General features: G+C 58.0%; 25 protein-coding genes. 1 reads left to right on the forward strand and 24 read right to left on the reverse strand.

The features are described 5' to 3' along the window. Positions 1 to 98 precede the first annotated feature (98 nt). On the forward strand, positions 99 to 458 hold the full coding sequence (locus tag QEP12_RS07610) for a DUF2513 domain-containing protein (RefSeq protein ID WP_284213868.1): 360 nt from the start codon (positions 99 to 101) through the stop codon (positions 456 to 458). 174 nt (positions 459 to 632) lie between these two features. Here the strand turns inward: QEP12_RS07610 and QEP12_RS07615 are convergent, their stop codons facing one another. From QEP12_RS07615 to QEP12_RS07730, 24 genes are all read right to left on the reverse strand, one after another. Continuing rightward, entirely contained in the window at positions 633 to 1,031 is a 399-nt protein-coding gene (locus QEP12_RS07615; protein ID WP_284213869.1) for a DUF1799 domain-containing protein, read from the reverse strand. Continuing rightward, entirely contained in the window at positions 950 to 1,276 is a 327-nt protein-coding gene (locus QEP12_RS07620; protein ID WP_284213870.1) for a phage tail assembly chaperone, read from the reverse strand. The genes QEP12_RS07615 and QEP12_RS07620 overlap by 82 nt, the downstream gene beginning before the upstream one ends. Positions 1,277 to 1,430: 154 nt before the next feature. Beyond that, complete coding sequence (locus QEP12_RS07625) at positions 1,431 to 2,075, reverse strand: phage tail tube protein (protein WP_284213871.1); 645 nt, start codon at positions 2,073 to 2,075, stop codon at positions 1,431 to 1,433. A gap of 152 nt (positions 2,076 to 2,227) precedes the next feature. Further along, positions 2,228 to 2,716, reverse strand: coding sequence for a Rha family transcriptional regulator (locus tag QEP12_RS07630; RefSeq protein WP_284213872.1), 489 nt, complete (start codon positions 2,714 to 2,716; stop codon positions 2,228 to 2,230). Between the two features lie 83 nt (positions 2,717 to 2,799). Beyond that, positions 2,800 to 3,138, reverse strand: a complete 339-nt coding sequence (locus QEP12_RS07635) for a DUF3168 domain-containing protein (RefSeq protein ID WP_284213873.1) — start codon at positions 3,136 to 3,138, stop codon at positions 2,800 to 2,802. After that, positions 3,138 to 3,572, reverse strand: coding sequence for an HK97-gp10 family putative phage morphogenesis protein (locus tag QEP12_RS07640; protein WP_284213874.1), 435 nt, complete (start codon positions 3,570 to 3,572; stop codon positions 3,138 to 3,140). The genes QEP12_RS07635 and QEP12_RS07640 overlap by 1 nt, the downstream gene beginning before the upstream one ends. A 1-nt stretch (position 3,573) precedes the next feature. Next, a complete protein-coding gene (locus tag QEP12_RS07645; protein WP_284213875.1) occupies positions 3,574 to 3,951 on the reverse strand; it encodes a phage head closure protein in 378 nt (125 codons plus the stop codon). Further along, a complete protein-coding gene (locus tag QEP12_RS07650) occupies positions 3,948 to 4,490 on the reverse strand; it encodes a head-tail connector protein (protein ID WP_284213876.1) in 543 nt (180 codons plus the stop codon). The genes QEP12_RS07645 and QEP12_RS07650 overlap by 4 nt, the downstream gene beginning before the upstream one ends. Before the next feature lie 3 nt (positions 4,491 to 4,493). After that, entirely contained in the window at positions 4,494 to 4,733 is a 240-nt protein-coding gene (locus QEP12_RS07655; protein ID WP_284213877.1) for a hypothetical protein, read from the reverse strand. 14 nt (positions 4,734 to 4,747) lie between these two features. Next, positions 4,748 to 5,989 (reverse strand): phage major capsid protein, encoded by a 1,242-nt coding sequence (locus QEP12_RS07660; protein ID WP_284213878.1) that lies wholly within the window; start codon positions 5,987 to 5,989, stop codon positions 4,748 to 4,750. 69 nt (positions 5,990 to 6,058) lie between these two features. After that, positions 6,059 to 6,826: a head maturation protease, ClpP-related gene (locus QEP12_RS07665; protein ID WP_284213879.1), complete on the reverse strand. Its 768-nt coding sequence runs from the start codon at positions 6,824 to 6,826 to the stop codon at positions 6,059 to 6,061. Continuing rightward, positions 6,807 to 8,102, reverse strand: a complete 1,296-nt coding sequence (locus tag QEP12_RS07670; protein ID WP_284213880.1) for a phage portal protein — start codon at positions 8,100 to 8,102, stop codon at positions 6,807 to 6,809. Before QEP12_RS07670 ends, QEP12_RS07665 begins: the two co-directional genes overlap by 20 nt. Continuing rightward, positions 8,099 to 9,751, reverse strand: coding sequence for a terminase large subunit (locus QEP12_RS07675; protein WP_284213882.1), 1,653 nt, complete (start codon positions 9,749 to 9,751; stop codon positions 8,099 to 8,101). The genes QEP12_RS07670 and QEP12_RS07675 overlap by 4 nt, the downstream gene beginning before the upstream one ends. A 9-nt stretch (positions 9,752 to 9,760) precedes the next feature. Next, positions 9,761 to 10,246 (reverse strand): terminase small subunit, encoded by a 486-nt coding sequence (locus QEP12_RS07680; RefSeq protein WP_284213883.1) that lies wholly within the window; start codon positions 10,244 to 10,246, stop codon positions 9,761 to 9,763. Between the two features lie 349 nt (positions 10,247 to 10,595). Further along, entirely contained in the window at positions 10,596 to 10,928 is a 333-nt protein-coding gene (locus QEP12_RS07685; protein WP_284213884.1) for an HNH endonuclease signature motif containing protein, read from the reverse strand. 481 nt (positions 10,929 to 11,409) lie between these two features. Next, a complete protein-coding gene (locus QEP12_RS07690) occupies positions 11,410 to 11,853 on the reverse strand; it encodes a helix-turn-helix domain-containing protein (protein ID WP_284213885.1) in 444 nt (147 codons plus the stop codon). 11 nt (positions 11,854 to 11,864) lie between these two features. Next, the gene (locus QEP12_RS07695; RefSeq protein WP_284213886.1) at positions 11,865 to 12,338 is read right to left on the reverse strand and encodes a hypothetical protein; all 474 of its coding nucleotides are present in this window, start codon (positions 12,336 to 12,338) and stop codon (positions 11,865 to 11,867) included. 426 nt (positions 12,339 to 12,764) lie between these two features. Further along, the gene (locus QEP12_RS07700; protein ID WP_284213887.1) at positions 12,765 to 13,106 is read right to left on the reverse strand and encodes a RusA family crossover junction endodeoxyribonuclease; all 342 of its coding nucleotides are present in this window, start codon (positions 13,104 to 13,106) and stop codon (positions 12,765 to 12,767) included. A gap of 5 nt (positions 13,107 to 13,111) precedes the next feature. Beyond that, a complete protein-coding gene (locus QEP12_RS07705; RefSeq protein ID WP_284213888.1) occupies positions 13,112 to 13,816 on the reverse strand; it encodes a phage antirepressor KilAC domain-containing protein in 705 nt (234 codons plus the stop codon). Beyond that, on the reverse strand, positions 13,813 to 14,472 hold the full coding sequence (locus QEP12_RS07710; RefSeq protein WP_284213889.1) for a DUF6475 domain-containing protein: 660 nt from the start codon (positions 14,470 to 14,472) through the stop codon (positions 13,813 to 13,815). Before QEP12_RS07710 ends, QEP12_RS07705 begins: the two co-directional genes overlap by 4 nt. Further along, a complete protein-coding gene (locus QEP12_RS07715) occupies positions 14,459 to 15,334 on the reverse strand; it encodes a hypothetical protein (protein WP_284213890.1) in 876 nt (291 codons plus the stop codon). Before QEP12_RS07715 ends, QEP12_RS07710 begins: the two co-directional genes overlap by 14 nt. A 96-nt stretch (positions 15,335 to 15,430) precedes the next feature. Further along, positions 15,431 to 15,625 (reverse strand): hypothetical protein, encoded by a 195-nt coding sequence (locus QEP12_RS07720; RefSeq protein WP_284213891.1) that lies wholly within the window; start codon positions 15,623 to 15,625, stop codon positions 15,431 to 15,433. 50 nt (positions 15,626 to 15,675) lie between these two features. Beyond that, entirely contained in the window at positions 15,676 to 15,882 is a 207-nt protein-coding gene (locus tag QEP12_RS07725) for a hypothetical protein (protein ID WP_284213892.1), read from the reverse strand. Positions 15,883 to 15,885: 3 nt separating this feature from the next. Next, complete coding sequence (locus tag QEP12_RS07730) at positions 15,886 to 16,086, reverse strand: helix-turn-helix domain-containing protein (RefSeq protein ID WP_284213893.1); 201 nt, start codon at positions 16,084 to 16,086, stop codon at positions 15,886 to 15,888. Between the last annotated feature and the right edge of the window lie 21 nt (positions 16,087 to 16,107).

The following is a 16,107-nucleotide window of genomic DNA, read 5'->3' on the forward strand; positions in this document are numbered from 1 at the left end:
GGCGCGATGGTAGCAAACCCGCCTCGCTGTACGTTTGCACAGATTGCCAGCGGTCAAGAGCGCGTCATAGGATGACTACCTAATTAAGGGAGGTAGTTATGAAGCGTGACATGGATTTGATGCGAGATATTCTTCTTTGGCTGGAAGATAATCATTCTGGAGTTCCCGTCTTTCAAGATAGAGATAAGCTAGAAATTGGTTATCACTGCCATTTACTAGCTGACGCAGGGTTAATCGAAGCTGCAAACAGCTCGCACATGGAAGACCCTGTTCCTCAAGCTCACCCCCTATCCATCACATCCAAAGGACATGACTTCATTGATGCGTCCAGAAGCAAAACGATCTGGTCAAGCGTAAAGAACAAAGTTATTTCGTCTACTGGCGGTGTCTCAATTGCGATTCTGACGGAGCTTTTGAAGGATGAGGCGAAGCGTCGCCTAGGACTTTCTGCAACATAAGAGCGCAGTTTGCATAGCAAACCGCCCCATGCTCTATAAAGCGGCGGCCAAACTCATCATCTTTTGGTTGTTTGGCTGCGCTTTTGAAGGCGGCAGCACTCCAGCCTTTGATTTCTTCAATAGCTGCAGCCAATTGCACTTCTAGGTTTTTTTCAGTCTGGCTCATTTAAACCTCTACTTTTGATCTTTACGCGCCTCAGCCATCGCCTTCAGCGCCCCGCGCTCAATCAGCTTGACCTGCTCGAACAGTTCTTTGGCTTGCACTTTGTCGGGCTCCTCAAACTGGATCACATGCAGCACAGCCGTGTAATCCATTCCAGTCGGCCCACCCATGCCACCCACGCGCCACTGCGTTGAGCAACTTTCCACAAAGAAGACCCAGGCTCTGGCGTGCTCTGGCCAGACCTCTATCGGGTCTTCTTCGTAGTCTTCCGGCGCAAACCCGGCCGCGATCTCTGGCTCTGGTGCGTAGAGAGCGTGGCCGATGGCAATCAGTTTCCCGCTTTGGCGCCTGCGTATTCGTTGATGTACGCAGCCACGATGGCGCGGCCACTGCCTGGGTGAACCTCGCACAGCTCGATGATGTTCTTTTTGTTGAAGGGTTCTTCCAGCTCCCAGCCAGAGGCAATGTCCAGCACAACATCTTCATCTTTGCGCGCTTCGTCAGCCTTGGTGGTCAAGACTTCCAGCCATTCCGCAAATTCAGCTCGGCGCTTGGCCTTGAAGGTGAACTGCACTGGCTCAGTGCCGCCGCCCAAAACGGGGATTCGCACAGTAGCGGTGAAGGTGGGCTTTTGGGTCAGAGAGAGCTTTGCCATGGTGTTTGTCTTTCAGCAGAAGGGAGATAAGTGCCCGTGCCTGCCGCCCGCCTCTGCTGAAGGAGACGAAGCGGCAGGTCGGTGCAGGGGGTTGGCCGAAGCCAGAAACGACCAAACCGCCCGATGGCGGTTCAGAATTGATAGCTACAAAGCATTAAGCCTTGTAGCGGATGGGGCGGTTTGAGCCTGCAAATTGCGCCGACACGGTGTTGATCTGGCCGTCGTTCAGCGAAGGCACATCGTTCAGCGCCACGGTGCAAGGCATGTACAGACGCGCACCCGAGCGCGACAGCATCTTGAGCACGGTGTCGGTTTGCACATCGGTCAGGTTTTGCAGCGCTGTGTAGCCTGCGCTACCGATGGCGTCCGCGTCAATCGTCAGGGTGTACTGCGTAGAGCCGAAACCGTCGTTGATGGAGTAAGACACATCAGATTCGATGTACTTGTAGTCCACGGTCACAGGCTCGCCGCCGGAGCTGGATGCGCCGGTCACTTGGCTGATCTGCGTGAAGGTGGCCACCTTCTTGACGGAGCCAGCGCTAGAGCCAGCAGGGTAGAAGCCCAGATTGGTGGTGTCCACCGCGATGACGAAGGCGTCAGTCGTTGCCGACTTCACCTCCAGCGCGCGGCGGTTTAAGCGACCCCAGCCCGATTCGATCAGCACCACGTCACCAGCGGTGTAACCGTGGGCGGTGCAGGAAACCACCGCTTCAGCGGCGTTAGAGATTGCGGAAATGGTCTTTGCGGCTGCAAAGGAGGTTGCGACCGCGAAGGTCGTTCCGGTTGGAACTGAAGCCATGGTTTGGCCCTTTCAGAAACGAAAAAACCCGCCAGCGACTACGCATAGCGGGGTGGTTACGCCCTCTCGGGCACAAAAAAGCGCCCTCTCAGGCGCGATGCGGGAATAAAAAAACCGCCCGAAGGCGGTCAACCACGAAAGGACAGTGGTAATCAGTGAAGTGGCAAGGCTGGCTGGATCTCAGCTTCCAAGCGCTCAATGGCTTGAGTCAGGTGCGGCTTTTCTTTCTTGCGCTCAAGCATGAGGTGCGAGCCAAAGGAGGCGCGCACTTTGGACTCAACCTCTTGAGCGATGGCTGTTTGCAGTTGCTGCCAAAGGTTTTGATCGCGCTGGTCAAGCGCATCGCGCATGCGGTAAAACTCGCGGACCAGGCTCACCTTGAAAGCCACTGCAGCCTTGGTGTTACGCATCATGGTCAACAACAGGCTGGCCTGGCGCTCGTTGAGCATTGCTACCTCGGTGGGCTGGCCGCGCCGGTTTACTCGCGTTTCAAACGCGAGTTTTCCGAACTCCATCAGAGTGGCCGCGTGGTTGCGCGCTAGGGCCAGCACGTTCTTGTGCTGCAGGCCCACGCCTTTGGCAATGACTTCCGAAGACGCCAGAGGCTCGCCGTTGATGATGGAAACGATAGGTGTGTGCACGTCATGTCCTTTCATGAGTAGAAACGAAAAAACCGCCTCGATGGGCGGTTTGGTGTGACGGCTGCTGGGCAGCTCTTGTTGATTCAGACCCAGATTTCCCAGACTTGCTGCACGCCGTGTAGCTTGGTGTCGGGTTCGTAGGTCATGTGATGGGCTGCAGATGGTGTGCAGGTCAGGCTTTCCAGAGGCCTGAGTGCGGCCTCGATCTGGCCTCGCAGCGCTGCTGCTTGCTGCGGCGTGGCCGCCCATACGCTGATCTGCACGCGGGCATGGCGCTTGGCGCTGGAGTTTTCGATGTAGGACAAATCCAGCCCACCGGTCTGCTGCCAGACAACAAAAGGGGTCTGAGTACCGGATGGCGCGACAGTGACAAACACACGTGGACACAGCGTTTTGAGCGTGGCTTCAAGGATTGCTTCCATCACAGTGCTTTCTTGATGCTGTTTTCCAGCCTTGTCTTGACAACAGCAGTTGCAGCGGTTGCGCCTATGTCATACGCCCGCCCGATAAAGTCATCGGCGCCGTTCTTGCTGGTGCCACGCAGCACCATGAAGCCGTAAGGCGCCTCTGAGTGGTTGAAGCTGATCTCGTACCGCGCTTTGCCGTCAGTGCTTTGGCTTTTGGCGTACACCTGATAGATCGAATCGCGCAGCGTCCCGGGCTTGTAGGGGCCATAGACGCGCCCCTCAATGTGGAACATGTGCGACCGCTCAGACACTGGGGCCTCCTGCCGCGCACGCTCATAGAGCACTTGCGCGCCCGCTTGGGCCGCTGGCCTTACCGCCTCCTTGGAAGCTTTGGTGATGCCATCCAGCTTTTGCGTGACTTTCTTCAAGTCAAGGTTCAGACTCAGCATGTCACCCCCATCCGCCGCCCGGATCGGGCTCAGGCGCAGGCGCGTCAGCAATGGGCAGCAGTCGGCAAACAAGGTCGATGTGCGTGCGGTCAGCGCTAGGAAGCACAGCCTCAACATCAAAGACCTGGCCGCCATGCAGCACGCGCATGCCAGCATCGACGCCTGTGCGCCAGCGGATACGCACCGAGGCGCGCACGATGGACACATCAGCTCCGGCACGGATGGATTCGCTGCCGGACTGGTGCCGCACATTGGCCCAAATCGGCTTGGCTGTGATGTTCTCCCAGCCTTGCGGGTTGGGCGAATTCCACTCGTCGTGGCCACCAGTTCTGCGCTGGATGTGGATCTGATGCGAAAAATCTCCGGCAGCAATCGTCATACCCAGCTCCTTTCCCGGTCCAGCAGCCCAGCCAGATAGGACGGCGGGTTCGTTGGCTGCGCAGCACTGGCAGTGGTGATCTGGTGCACCACCATGGCGATGATGTAGGCCCGGATGTTTTCAGAGCACCCCACCTTCACCTTGACGCGCACCCGCTCACCTTCGACAACTGGCAACGCTGGCAACTCAGATGGGTTGCCTGTGTACACCACCGATGCCGTGCCGCAGATGGTCTGCAGCAGTGCAAACCCATTCACAGGCACCCAGCCTGTGCCGTCCAGAGCCTCCACGCCCACCAACTCAGTGACAGGCGCCGCAGGGAGAGCCCCGGACGGCCAGCCAGAGAATCCCAGCTGCAGTGTGTGCGGCAGGAATTGCCGCTCACACTCGTGCTCGGCCGCCAGGCGTGTCGAGGAGATCAGCGTCTGAATCTGCCCGTCCAGCTCGGTGATGTCGTCATCGATGCGGGCGCTGACCTTGACCTCGGCCACGGTCACAGGCTCATTGCCCAGGGCTGTAATGGTCTGGGTCAGCAGCATGGCTTAGTCCTTGATCTCTGGCGCTTGCTCAGGAGCGGAAAACGGCACAGTTGGAGCGCCTTCACCCAATGCATGAGCCACAGCGGCATCATTCGCATCAAGCCAGTTGCCGTTCTGCTCAATCACATCCGCAGGCACATCCGTCACAACAGAACCAGCGGCAATCTTGCGCAGCCCATCAAAAGAGCCGTCGCACAACACAAAAGCGGCCACTTGGGCCGCATCAGGTTTGTTTTTAGCCATGATGCAGCCCCTTCTTATGTAGAAGAATTTGCGTAGTGCTTGATGCCTGCGCCTGCGTCGATCAGGTTACCGCCGGTGCGTGTGAACGCCACAAAGCCGACTTGGCCGTTCAGTGTGAAGGCTGAGTCGGTCATGCGGAACACGGTCAGGTCCATCACATCGCGGATGAAGTACTTCTTCATGTCACCGAACAGGATCGACTTAGCGCTGGCCGCCATGGTGGCCATGTGCTGGTTGATGCTGATGGTCTTGCCAAGCAAGCGATCAGGCGCACCGCCGGGGTTGCCTTGCTCGTAGCCAGGCACAAAGATTGGACGGCCTTGGGTGTCCTTAATCTTACGCAGCACCTTGAGGGTGTCGTCGTGCAGCATCCAAGATGCGTTTGCGCGGTAGGCTGGGTCAACACTGTGCTCCAAGTCCACCAGGTCGTCATAGGTGACGGTGGTGGTTTGGCCGGTTGCACCCGCCTTGCCCAGCGTAGAGGCTGTCACGATGCCGCGCGGCTGGCTGGTGCCAGTGCCCACAGTGAAGTGGCGATTGGTGATGCGGCCAATGCGCAGTGCCAACAGCGTCTGGATGTAGACCTCCAAGTTGAACATGGAGTCCTGCAACAACTCGAATGGCAGTGCAATTTTCTTGGAGCTGTACTTGTACACGTCCAAGGTTGCATTGCCGAAAGTGGTTTCACCCAGCGATGCCGCAGCATTCTGACCAACGATTTCGCCCTCTTCCGCTGTAGCGTCAGTTGTGGGGAAGTTCATGGTCGCACCAGTGCCAGTCTGGAACGTGTGAGCCACAGGACGCACGCCGCCCAAAGCCTTCATGGCTTCAATCAGCTGACGGTTGTACTCCGTCGCCACCGTAAAGCCGCCCTCTGCGCCGGTAGTGGTGGACATTGCGGCTCGAATGTCTGGATTGACGCGGGCATTCATGGCTTGGCGCTGCTCTTGCGACAAGGCAGACAGGCCGCCAGTCAGCATGGCGCGCAGTGCTTCAGCTTCACCGGACTGGCCGCCGTTGCGGGTGGCCGCGTTCATTGCCGCTTCGTGCTCGGCATGCTCGTCGCCAGCCACCTGTGCCAAACGGTTTTCACGCTCGATCTGGGCGTCGATGGCGGTGATTTCGTTCAGCACCGTGTCCAGCGTGTTGGCGTCCTCTGGGGACATACGCACATCAGCGGCGTACTTGTTGTTGAGTGCGTGCGCTTCTTTAGCCTTAGCATCGCGATGCGCGCGGAGTTGAGCGAGTTTGCTCATGGGGTTTCCTTTCTAGGGGCGTAAAAAAACCGCCTCAAGGGCGGTCAGTTCTCTGGTGCGCGCTCGCGCTCAGATTCGGGAAATGAAGTTCAGGCGCTGAGTAAGTCGCGCCCGGTGCTCTTCGGTAATGGTTTCTTCTGGCTCGGTAGCAACTGGGGCAGGTGCTGGCTCAGGTTCTGGATGTGCAGGTGCTGGCGCCTTGGCATAGGCAGACAGGTTCCAGGCGCTGGCCTTGGCTTCTGTCTCTGCAATGGATGTGGCAAAGCCGTGCTCCAGCATCTCATCGGCTGTAAACCAAGTTTCTTCCGCCATCCAGGCAGAGATTTGATCCACGCTCTTGCCCGTCTTGCTTGCATAGGTTTCAGCCAAAGTGCCGTCTATCTTGTCCAGCAGATCAGCCTCTTTGCGCAGGTCGTCAGCGTTGCCCCACATTCCAGTCCACGCCTTGTGGATCATGAACATGGCGCCTTTTGCGGGGATGACTTCATCGCCCGCCATCGCGATAAAGGTGGCCGCCGAAGCAGCCAGGCCGTCGATGTGCACGATCACTTTGCTCTTGTGATCGCGCAGGGCCTGCTCCATGGCGCGGGCAGCAAACACCGAGCCACCAGGACTGTTGATGCGCAAATGGATGGTGTCTACGTCCAAGCCTTTAATGGCCTTGACGAATGACTCGGGCGCTACGCCGCCGAACCACTCCGCCTCCTCTTCACTGGAGACAATGTGGTCGTACAGGAAGATCTCGACTTCATTGGTGTCAGCCTTTGCCACCACCTCAAACTTGCGAGCCGCTGCTTTGCGGTTGTCCGCATACAGCTTATTCAGTCGGTTTTTCATCGTCATCCTTACCCGAGCTTTCGCCCGTGTTCATGCGCAGGTTTGGGTTTGGGGGCATGTTCTCCAGGCGGCGAACTTCATCTGCATCCATAAACGGCATCTCACCTGCACGGCCCATGGCGATGCGGTAAGCCTCGTAGCGCCCTTTGAGGTCGCCGCGCTCCAGTGCTGCAGTGATGTGCTCCACAAAGTAGCGCTCACGCACCGGCCAGAGCTTGCGGTTGAGCTCCTGCGACATTGGCGTCAGGTGCCGCTGCAGCGTGTAGCGCACAAAGCCAATGCCCTGTGACTCAATGCCGCTACCCCAGCTCGTCGTTTTGTCCGTGTGCCCGACCATGTGAGGCGGGACACCAAAGAAGCGGCAAATGTCTTCCACGGTAAACAAGCGCGTTCCCAAGATCTCGGCATCCTTGCTATTGACGCTCAGCTGCGCCGGCTCCAGACCGCCATCCAAGATCAAAGGGCCTCGGCCGCCATTACCCAATCGCGCCAGTAAGCTGGCCTTGAGCAATTCAAGCTGGTCTTTTTTCAGTTTGGAGCTGGTTTTCAGCGCGTAATCAAAACCAGCGCCACCGGCAAAGAACTTTCCCGTGTACTTCTGGCTGGCCAATGCGGTGCCGATTGCCTCGCGCGCCGCAAAGGTGATCAAGCTGGGGCTGCGCAAACCGTCAAAACCCAGGCTTGGCAAGTGAATCACGTCTTCCGGCTGTAGCACGTAGGCTGCGCCCTCCGTTGGCTGCACTCGGTACAGCACCCGCCCATCTTTCTTGAAAGGGTCCACCGTGCGCGGGTGCAGAGGCTTCCAGCCCGTCACGCGATTGCTATTGCGCGCCCGCAGGATCTGGCCGAAGCCGTCACCCTCAAAGAACTTGCTCTCGAACAGGTACTGGATGGCATCAAAGCTGGTCCATCCATCGCAGGCCGACTCATTGAAAAACCACCAGTACGGGTGATCAGCTTTGCCGCGCTCCCCATTGTTTCGCTCATAAAAGCCCAGGGGTAGGCTGGCAATTGCGCCGGCAATCAAGGATGTACACGAATACACAGCCGACACCCGCTTGGCTGATTCCCGGGTGACAGCTTCGCCCGAAGCCGTTTGGTTGCCAGCCACCAGCAGGTTGACCAGCTCGCCCATGGACATGTCGTCCATATTGCTGTTCTCAGCCATGGCCAGCGCCTGGCCGGTGCGCATGCTAGCACCGTCCCGAGACGCAATCCAGCCATCCAGCACACGCGAGCGGTGCTCCGTGCGCCCTAAATCAAGGGTATGCGTCATAGTGTGTAAATCCCCGGCCCACCCTGCGCCTCAGGGTTGAGACTCATGAGCGAGACCGCGTTAAACAAAGCCATGAGCGGGTCGATCTTGGCCGTACCGCTGGCTTGCTTGGTTATCAATATGGCGTTGCCTTTGGGCTCGACCTTGGCATTACCGGTGCACCAAGCCATCATTGCGGAACCTTGGTGCTTTAAGACGCCCTCGGCCAACTTGCGCTCTGCAGTCTTGATTGCCCCGCCCAAACGCCAGCCTTGGCTAATACCGACCATCTTTTCTTGAGGTACGCCAGCAGCCACCAAGGCATCCAAGACGCCACCCATGCCACCCGGGTCGATACCGACCTTGTCCAAGATGTCGTAATCCTCAAGCTCAGCAACCATCGCGCTCAACTGCTCCATGTCGTCACCGATCTGCTTGACCAACACCAGGTCGCCATCGCGGGCAAAGTCATGCAACCGCGGCGCAATCTCTTTGCGACGCTCAAGCACCGATGGGTGTGCCCACGCCTTGGCATAGGACAACCACTTGCCCGTTTCAGCGCAGCGCCCCACGGCACAGAAGCCCAAAAGGTCATCTAAACCGCCGCCGTCGACGCCCACATCCACGACTTCTGAGCGCTGAATGAACTCTTCCCATGTGACGCGCTCGACGGCCTGTTCCCAAAAGTCAGCACCCGCCCACCGGTCCGAACGCAGGTTCAGGCCGATTTCGACGTTCAGGTGCTTGGCCAAGAACTCTTTGAACTCGTTTTCGCCACTGGCTTTCGCCTGGCTGTGCAGCTGGGTGATGCGCTCAATATCTACGGAAGCGCCCCAGTTTGGGTTGGTTACATAGGCGTTTTCCAAGTTCTCATACGCTTTGCTTTCCAGCATGGCCTTGGGGAACTCATAGATCACCGGCAGGAACTTGCGGTCCTTGACAATGCCGTCGCGCACATCGCGGGCGTAACGTAGCTTGGTCAAGAACACGCCCGCTGGAGGCTCGGCCGACTGCGTGGTGGCATAGATCACAAACCCCTCAGGGCGCGATGCAAGACCACCAGTTGCCTCCAGCAGCATGTTGCTGGCCTTGGCCTGTTTGCCAAATTCGTGCAACTCGTCCACAAACACGAAGCTGGCCTTCTTGCCAGAGACTGTGTCCGAGTCAGCCGCGACCACCTTCAGGGTCGCACCAGTCTCCATGTGGGTGATGGTGCGAAAGTAGTCCTGCACCTTGAGCATGGCCGACAGCTCTTCGTCGGCCTTAATGAAATCTCGAATCGGCTTGTAGCTGTTGTCCGCAATTTCCTTGGTGGGCGAGAGGATCAGCAACTCGGCCGACTGGCGCCAGTTCATCAGCAGCGCGCACAACATGATGCCGGCCGCGATGGTGGACTTGGCATTCTTTTTTGACACCATGAGGAAGAACTCATTGATGTGCCTGCGACCAGTCTCTGGATCTTCCGCCCCGAACACTGCCATCACGAAATCGCGCAGCCAAGGAAGTGACAAATCACCAAGACGCTGACAACCAACGTCCATCAGGATGAACTCACTGCACATGGACCACGCATCCTCTGCCATTTGGGGAAACAGTGGCGGACAAGCAATGAGGCTCTCCCGCTGCACGATCCGCTTTTCCCAGTCTGTGCACGCGGTAGACCATTCCATATTTATTCCTTAAACAGGCTTCCCCCCAGCTGCAACCAGCTTTGGCGGCTCTCGACGGCCAAACTTACCTTGGGCTGCGGCCTTAGCCTTGGCTGCAGCGTCTTCTTTCTTGCCACTGCTTTCACCTTTTTTGGCGAACTCAAACGGCATGAGTGCCTTGGCAGCATCGATGCGTAGCTTGGGCTCCAGCAGCCCGTCATTCATTGCTGCCAGCAAGAATGCCCGCGGATCGCTATGCGACAACGCCTTTTTCAGATCGAAGGCGGGAGCAGGATTTTCAGCACCACCGAAAGAATCAGCCGGTGGCTTTGTCTTTTCCTCTTGGGCCTCGGAAACCCTGGCCATGTGGGCCAGCACATCCTTGTCTTTGGCAAGGCGTGACCCGGCCGCAGATGCTGAAGCGGCGCTGTAACCAGCTGCAAGTGCAGCTTGCTTATTGTTTTTGCCCGCTAACAGCGCATCAGCGAACAGCCGCTTTTTGCTTGTCAGCGCCATAACAATTCCTTCAGACCTTTAACATCGCTTTAACATCTCACAAAGTCAAAAAAGCATCTGAATCCATATTCGGCGCGGCTTTGCAGCCGATTTAGCAGATGTTAAAGCTTTAACATTTCCCAAAAACGGGGGGATTTTTTTGCGCGTGCGGTACAGGGCGGTCTAGAGCGGCGAGCCCCTCAGACTTTCGACCACCCCCCCCCGCCTGAGCCGATCATCGTTGCCGTCCATCGGACACGACACGGATGCACCACCTCGGTGCATTTAAGGCCTCGCCGTGCTTTTCGGTTTTGGAACAATACGGGAATGCCACGGCGGTCTCTGTCACAGCCGTCGCTGCAGCGCAGCATTACCGCCTCGCTTCCTCCCTCTGCTTGTCCCTACTGTGATGCGTTGCACACAAGCTCTGCCAGTTGCTTCTGCGCCAAAACAACTTCTGGTCCCCACGATGTGGCACCTTGTGGTCCACCACCGTGGCTACCACCACCAGCCCCTCTGCCTCGCACATCACGCACAGCGGGTTCTCTCGAAGGAACTGCTCTCGCGCCTTCTGCCACTTGTAGCCATAGCCGCGCTGGGCGCTGGTCATGCCATCGGTGCGCCAGCTTCCAGCCTGCATCGTCGGCACCCTTCGGGTGTCCAGCATCTGCAGCTTAGGCTTGAGGGTTTGGAGTTTGGCCATGGGTATTGGTGCCAGCCACAGCCAAGCGTGAACCCTTGGGCGCGAGAGTTGCGGGGCGTTGCTCGGTGTGGCTGGCGGAAATGAATGTGGGCACCCTTTGGGACTTACGCCTTAGCGCAGGGTGCGGCCTGTTGTCTGTGTGCCAGCGGCCCTCGACAGCTCAAGGGGGAGATACTCGCGCCTTCAAGCCTCTCGGGCGCGACCACGGCTGGCTCGTGGGTTGCGTTTGGCGCCCTGCCCGCTTCAATGCCGCGCCTCAATACAAGGCGAAGCTCTGCAGGAGAGCGGAAACGAAAAAGCCCCAGCGTTTCGGCTGAGGCTTTGTAATTTTTGGGCGAGCTAGACCATCAATGGACTGCCCGGCTCACAGTCCGGGGAGATTTCCTCGGGAGGCGGGACGCCTGAGCAGTGCCCGCTTTCTCCGTCTTAATGATCTAACGCGGGTCGAACGTTATCACATTTCTTTGAAGTCGTACAGCTCTTAATGCAGCTTCTTGAACACGCGGCTTGCATGTGCATTACGGCAGATTTGAACGTAATCGATAAGCAGTTGCACATCCTTGTCTGACGGCTCTTTGCGCAGCTTCTCCCCCTTGCACTTGGGGCACACATGCTCTTTGCCACCCTTGAGCAATACGCCAGCGCCACAACAAACCTTGCAACGCGGATCAACAAGCCAGCGCAACGCTTGCGAAACCGATTCCTGCGGCTGCGCCAGATTGCGGTTTTGCGCCACCCAAAGCAGCGCCGAGAAAACGCGCTCCATGTCGCCACGTGACGGTTTGGAAATCAAACGCAAGTAATGAGAAGCCAGATTGCGCTCACTCATGCCGCTGGCCTTGATCACATCAAGCTGGGTGATTGAATTTGCGTCCTCGTGCAGGCTAGCTGCTGCCGTGGCTGTGATGTAGCGTTGTTCGATCATTTGGTGCTCCCTTACTCAGTTTCTGTTTCCTGCCACATCGGCAATCCCTTGGGCCACTTGCCCGCAGCCCTGATGAGCTGGCGCGTTTGGTTGGCCATCTGCTTTCCCAGCTCAACGTGCGCTTCACGCCCGCCATCAATCAGGGCATATCTGTCGAAGGCCGTGTGACACCCATGTTTGCCCATGTCATCCACGCACAGGGGCATGGCGCGCCGGTCATCCACCTTCATGCCTTTGCCCTTACCTGCGTTTTCGTGAGCGTGGTTGCTGCGCCCCTGGCGGCCACACCACATGCAAGGCAAGCTAGCCACCAGTCGGCGGTAGCCTTCGTGACGAAGTGGGCGCTCTTTCTCAATGGGGTGGGAAGTTGGCGTATCCACGCTCACCAGCGCAGCACGCCCTACCAGCGCCACCAGCGATTGGGTCTCGCGCCCACTGACCAACATTCGCGCAGCACGGGCGGCATGGCGATCTTCGGTTTGCACGACAAAGCGCTCATCGCCGTCGATGATGTGAGCGCCCTCTGGCTCTGGCTTGCGACTAAAGCCTTTACTTGGCTTGGGCCTGGCCTTGCTTCTGGCAGCAGCACACTTGCGCGAACACACCGATTGCAGCGGGTAGCTTGGCGTGAAAGCGCAGCAACACTCCTTGCATTTCTTTGGCTTGAAAAGTGTGCTCAATGCCATGGGTGCCCCTCTGACCACAGGGTCACCAAGAAACCGAAGTCGTCCATCACACAGATTTGTGTGGCTCCTATCTGCATGGGGCGGCAGTAGCGGTCTTCTTTCCAATAGTTAAGCCGGTATGTGCCGTCTCTTTGGCGGGTGATGCTCTCTTGCATATGGGTTGCTGCCGTCACCGGGTGATGCTTGGGACGTGGCCTGGGTAAACCACCCTGAGGGATTCGCTGCTCACTCATGTGTCACCACCACTTTCACCATGCCGCCGATTTCTTCGGCACGGGCAATGCTCAAGCTCCAGTGCTTGTCGTCCACCCCCAGCACATCAGCCAGGCCATCCAGTCCAGACTTCATGCGCGCCAGCGAGTTGTCCAGATCAAACGCACGGCGCGTGGGTGGGTAAAACGTCAGCGACAGGTGCAGCTTTTGAGCTTTGATGGCCCGTGCACCCTGCTCGCGCGCCTGTAGCGCACATACCCAGCGGTATGCCTTCTTGGCCTTGGCAAGCTTGCTCCAGTGCAGGCGCGCATTGGGGCTCAGCTCCTTGGGTGGCCATGGCAATGTGATCGTCATTGGGTTCACGCGACCACCTGCTTTCCCACTACAGCCAGCGCCACGCGGTGCTTGGCCCATTCGGCGGCAATCCAGTTCACTCCCTTGGGAGAGAATTTGGCCTGTGCATAGGCGTGCTCGCTCTCGCTAACACCTGTCTTGATGACAAAGCGGCCGGCATCGATGTGGTTCTGGTACGGCGTCAACACACCGCCCAGGCGATAGAGGATCTTGCTGTCCTCCAAAAAGGCGCGGAACTCAGGCTCCTTGGCATTGAGCAGCTTGGCGACTTGGCGAAACCCCATCGCTCCCTGAGCAGCCACATAGCGATCCACGTAGGCCACCTTGGGCGCAGCCTCGCGCAGCTGGGCTTCCTGCACTTCGATGTGCTCGGCCTGCTCTGCTGCCAGACGCAGTGCCTGCGCCATGGTCTGCGGCACAGCAGGTGCTTGCTGGCTCTCCAGCTCCTGCCAGCGATCCACCAGCCGGGCCGTGAATTCGGGGGAGAGCTGCGCCACCACCACATACGTTTCGCGCTTGCCAAGTTGGTAAACGCTCACAATCTGACCCTGATGGTTTGGAACATCCACCAATGGTGGAAGTTGAATCACGCCACGCTCTGCCAACCGCTCAATGGTTCGCTTCACACTGTCATGGCGAGATTCCACCAAGTCAGCGATCTCCTGGCTGCTCATGGTCAGCGCTGCTGTGGTTTTCATCAGTGCACTCATGCGCGTTGCTCCTGAAGTGTTGTGCTGTTGGCCAGCAGTTGCATGGCCTGCTTGGGCAAGGTGGTGATTAGCGTCTTGCCTGCCACTGCACCGTTTTTCAGCACCGCGATAGCCGCCTCACGATTTCCCACCAGTGCTGGACGGGGCAAAGGAATGCCACGACTGCTGTATTCGTGATCTGGGGAGCGATCACCTGCAAGGCGCCGTTGATATTCGAACTGGCCGCGCTCGGTGTACGCCTTGTGCGCCACCTGAAAGCGGTGCTGCACGTAGGAAAGCTCGGCCTGGTCGGTGCGGCACACCTTGGGCCAGCCGCCCAGGTCTTCCACCACGGCATGGATGGCCGGGTCATCAAACACCACATCCGTGTAGGCCCCTACCGCGCTCATAGCCTCCAGAACCTTGCCCCACGCCAATGCAGCACGGTCTGTGCTGGTGCCTTGGAGTACTCGGACTAAATCGGCCACCTTGGGAGCGAACTGCCCGCGCTCGGGGTCACAAGCGTGCTTTTGCAGTGCCTTGGCGATCTGCTCCATGTCAAAGGATTCGCAGGCCCCCCACCAAACGCTGAGCAGAAACTCCGACACATCCTTGCCGTAGTACGCCATCACATCGGTTAGCAAGTCTGCAAAGGCGGGGCGCTCATGCTGCTGCATTGCTGCCTCCCTGCGATGCCCAGGCCGCGCCAACACCTCGGTTGCGCTGCTCAAGAGCTTCTTGCTTGTTCAGCACACCTGCTGCCACTCCGGCTGGCTTGCCGATATTGGCGCGACGAATCCAATTGCGCCAGGTGGCCTCCCAGTCGAGCTTGGAGGCGTCCTTGCCAGACTTGGCAACCCAATGGTCACGGAACATGTCCGCCTGCTTGCGCACCTCATTGGCTGTGAGCTCTGGCCGCTCAGCCAAAGCCCAATCGCCCCATTTCTTCGGCAAAACCCAGTCGGCTGTCAGGCGCTTGGCTTTGGGTGTCGCTTGCGGGGCTGGTGTGTTGCTCGGTGGCACGGCAGGGCCACCAACAGTTTCTAGTTCTACCTCTGTCTTATCTACTTTGGTATCTGTATCTATATCTGTATCTATATCTGTACGCGTGACATCCGTACCAGTCACGCGTGACGCATCCGTGACCTGTTCGTGATCTTGCGTGACATCGTTGCTGGGCGCGGCTTTGGAGGCTTTTTCACGTGCACGCTGACGCTTCTTGCGTTCTGCTGCTGTGGTGTCCGTATCGCTGCGCATCTGCAGGCCTTCCCACTTCAAAGGCTGCATGGTTGCTTGGTCGATAAGGCCAACTTCCGCCAAGCGGCGCGCCACCTCCTCCAGCGAGCGAACGTCCAAGCCCAGCTTGACCGCCACCTTGCGCATCAACAGACCCGGGACATCACCCTTGTCCAGCAGACCTTCGCCCTTCAAGCAAAGCAGCGCCACAAAGTGCCAGCGGTCTTCAAAAGCCAGCAGCTTGAGCTTGTCGTCATCAACCATGCGCGTGTACGCACGAAACCATGGGAGTTGCTTACTCATCACCTACCTCACTCATCTGTAAAGAGCTGCTTGCTCTCTTCCATATTTCCCATGCAGAACGCAGTTTTGCGTTACGCAAAAGTTCTTGAGAAGCCATCACTTCCTCCGTAATGGCAAAACCTGTCCTTGCTTCGGTTTGAACCGATAGCGCATGTCCAAGGTCTGCCGGGCCAGCTGTGTGACCGCCTGTTGTCTGGTAAGCCCATGCGCTGCCGCATAAGCGTCGAGTTGCGCCGCCTGTTGATCCGTCAGATCGAGGGCATCGCTGTCTTTTTGAGGTGGAATGGACACGGGTGCTCATTTCTGCGTTACGCAAAAGTTTCAGAAGCGGCACTGATGTGTCACTGATTTGCTGCTCGCAATTCCGTAGCTGCCTGCGCAGAATCGGAGGCATGAAAACGAGACAAGCCTTCCAACACCAACTCACGCAGAAACACAGACTTCTGCATGCCGTTGAACTCAGCCATGGCTTCTGCCAAGCGGTCTTCCGCGTCGTTGAGCGACAGATTCACGCGGTGCTTGCGAATGTGGGCGGGGTCTGCGTACATAAGTCAGGCCTCTTGGGTGGTGGGGGTGGCTGGCGCAGTCGCTTCCGCTTGCTGCTTGCGATAGAGGGCAGCTTGGACGCGATCTACCAACCTGGCAGGAAGCTCTCGCGGCCACTGCGAAATAGCTTGGGAGTTGATCCCGATGGCCTCCGCAGCCTTCGCCACAGAGCCTCCGAGCAAATTGATGGCTTCGTCTTTAGTCATTCTTTAATGTTAGCGCTCTTA

This window comes from Comamonas jiangduensis, assembly GCF_030162955.1.
GTDB lineage: Bacteria > Pseudomonadota > Gammaproteobacteria > Burkholderiales > Burkholderiaceae_C > Comamonas > Comamonas jiangduensis.

What these genes read in the sequence shown, in the direction of transcription:
- QEP12_RS07640 (WP_284213874.1), bottom strand. Translation starts at nt 3,572, where the DNA reads ATGCTGAGTCTGAACCTTGACTTGAAGAAAGTCACGCAAAAGCTGGAT.
- QEP12_RS07715 (WP_284213890.1), bottom strand. Translation starts at nt 15,334, where the DNA reads ATGAGTAAGCAACTCCCATGGTTTCGTGCGTACACGCGCATGGTTGAT.
- QEP12_RS07690 (WP_284213885.1), bottom strand. Translation starts at nt 11,853, where the DNA reads ATGATCGAACAACGCTACATCACAGCCACGGCAGCAGCTAGCCTGCAC.
- QEP12_RS07625 (WP_284213871.1), bottom strand. Translation starts at nt 2,075, where the DNA reads ATGGCTTCAGTTCCAACCGGAACGACCTTCGCGGTCGCAACCTCCTTT.
- QEP12_RS07635 (WP_284213873.1), bottom strand. Translation starts at nt 3,138, where the DNA reads ATGGAAGCAATCCTTGAAGCCACGCTCAAAACGCTGTGTCCACGTGTG.
- QEP12_RS07680 (WP_284213883.1), bottom strand. Translation starts at nt 10,246, where the DNA reads ATGGCGCTGACAAGCAAAAAGCGGCTGTTCGCTGATGCGCTGTTAGCG.
- QEP12_RS07645 (WP_284213875.1), bottom strand. Translation starts at nt 3,951, where the DNA reads ATGACGATTGCTGCCGGAGATTTTTCGCATCAGATCCACATCCAGCGC.
- QEP12_RS07730 (WP_284213893.1), bottom strand. Translation starts at nt 16,086, where the DNA reads ATGACTAAAGACGAAGCCATCAATTTGCTCGGAGGCTCTGTGGCGAAG.
- QEP12_RS07700 (WP_284213887.1), bottom strand. Translation starts at nt 13,106, where the DNA reads ATGACGATCACATTGCCATGGCCACCCAAGGAGCTGAGCCCCAATGCG.
- QEP12_RS07710 (WP_284213889.1), bottom strand. Translation starts at nt 14,472, where the DNA reads ATGCAGCAGCATGAGCGCCCCGCCTTTGCAGACTTGCTAACCGATGTG.
- QEP12_RS07685 (WP_284213884.1), bottom strand. Translation starts at nt 10,928, where the DNA reads ATGGCCAAACTCCAAACCCTCAAGCCTAAGCTGCAGATGCTGGACACC.
- QEP12_RS07655 (WP_284213877.1), bottom strand. Translation starts at nt 4,733, where the DNA reads ATGGCTAAAAACAAACCTGATGCGGCCCAAGTGGCCGCTTTTGTGTTG.
- QEP12_RS07665 (WP_284213879.1), bottom strand. Translation starts at nt 6,826, where the DNA reads ATGAAAAACCGACTGAATAAGCTGTATGCGGACAACCGCAAAGCAGCG.
- QEP12_RS07670 (WP_284213880.1), bottom strand. Translation starts at nt 8,102, where the DNA reads ATGACGCATACCCTTGATTTAGGGCGCACGGAGCACCGCTCGCGTGTG.
- QEP12_RS07660 (WP_284213878.1), bottom strand. Translation starts at nt 5,989, where the DNA reads ATGAGCAAACTCGCTCAACTCCGCGCGCATCGCGATGCTAAGGCTAAA.
- QEP12_RS07610 (WP_284213868.1), top strand. Translation starts at nt 99, where the DNA reads ATGAAGCGTGACATGGATTTGATGCGAGATATTCTTCTTTGGCTGGAA.
- QEP12_RS07650 (WP_284213876.1), bottom strand. Translation starts at nt 4,490, where the DNA reads ATGCTGCTGACCCAGACCATTACAGCCCTGGGCAATGAGCCTGTGACC.
- QEP12_RS07620 (WP_284213870.1), bottom strand. Translation starts at nt 1,276, where the DNA reads ATGGCAAAGCTCTCTCTGACCCAAAAGCCCACCTTCACCGCTACTGTG.
- QEP12_RS07725 (WP_284213892.1), bottom strand. Translation starts at nt 15,882, where the DNA reads ATGTACGCAGACCCCGCCCACATTCGCAAGCACCGCGTGAATCTGTCG.
- QEP12_RS07675 (WP_284213882.1), bottom strand. Translation starts at nt 9,751, where the DNA reads ATGGAATGGTCTACCGCGTGCACAGACTGGGAAAAGCGGATCGTGCAG.
- QEP12_RS07705 (WP_284213888.1), bottom strand. Translation starts at nt 13,816, where the DNA reads ATGAGTGCACTGATGAAAACCACAGCAGCGCTGACCATGAGCAGCCAG.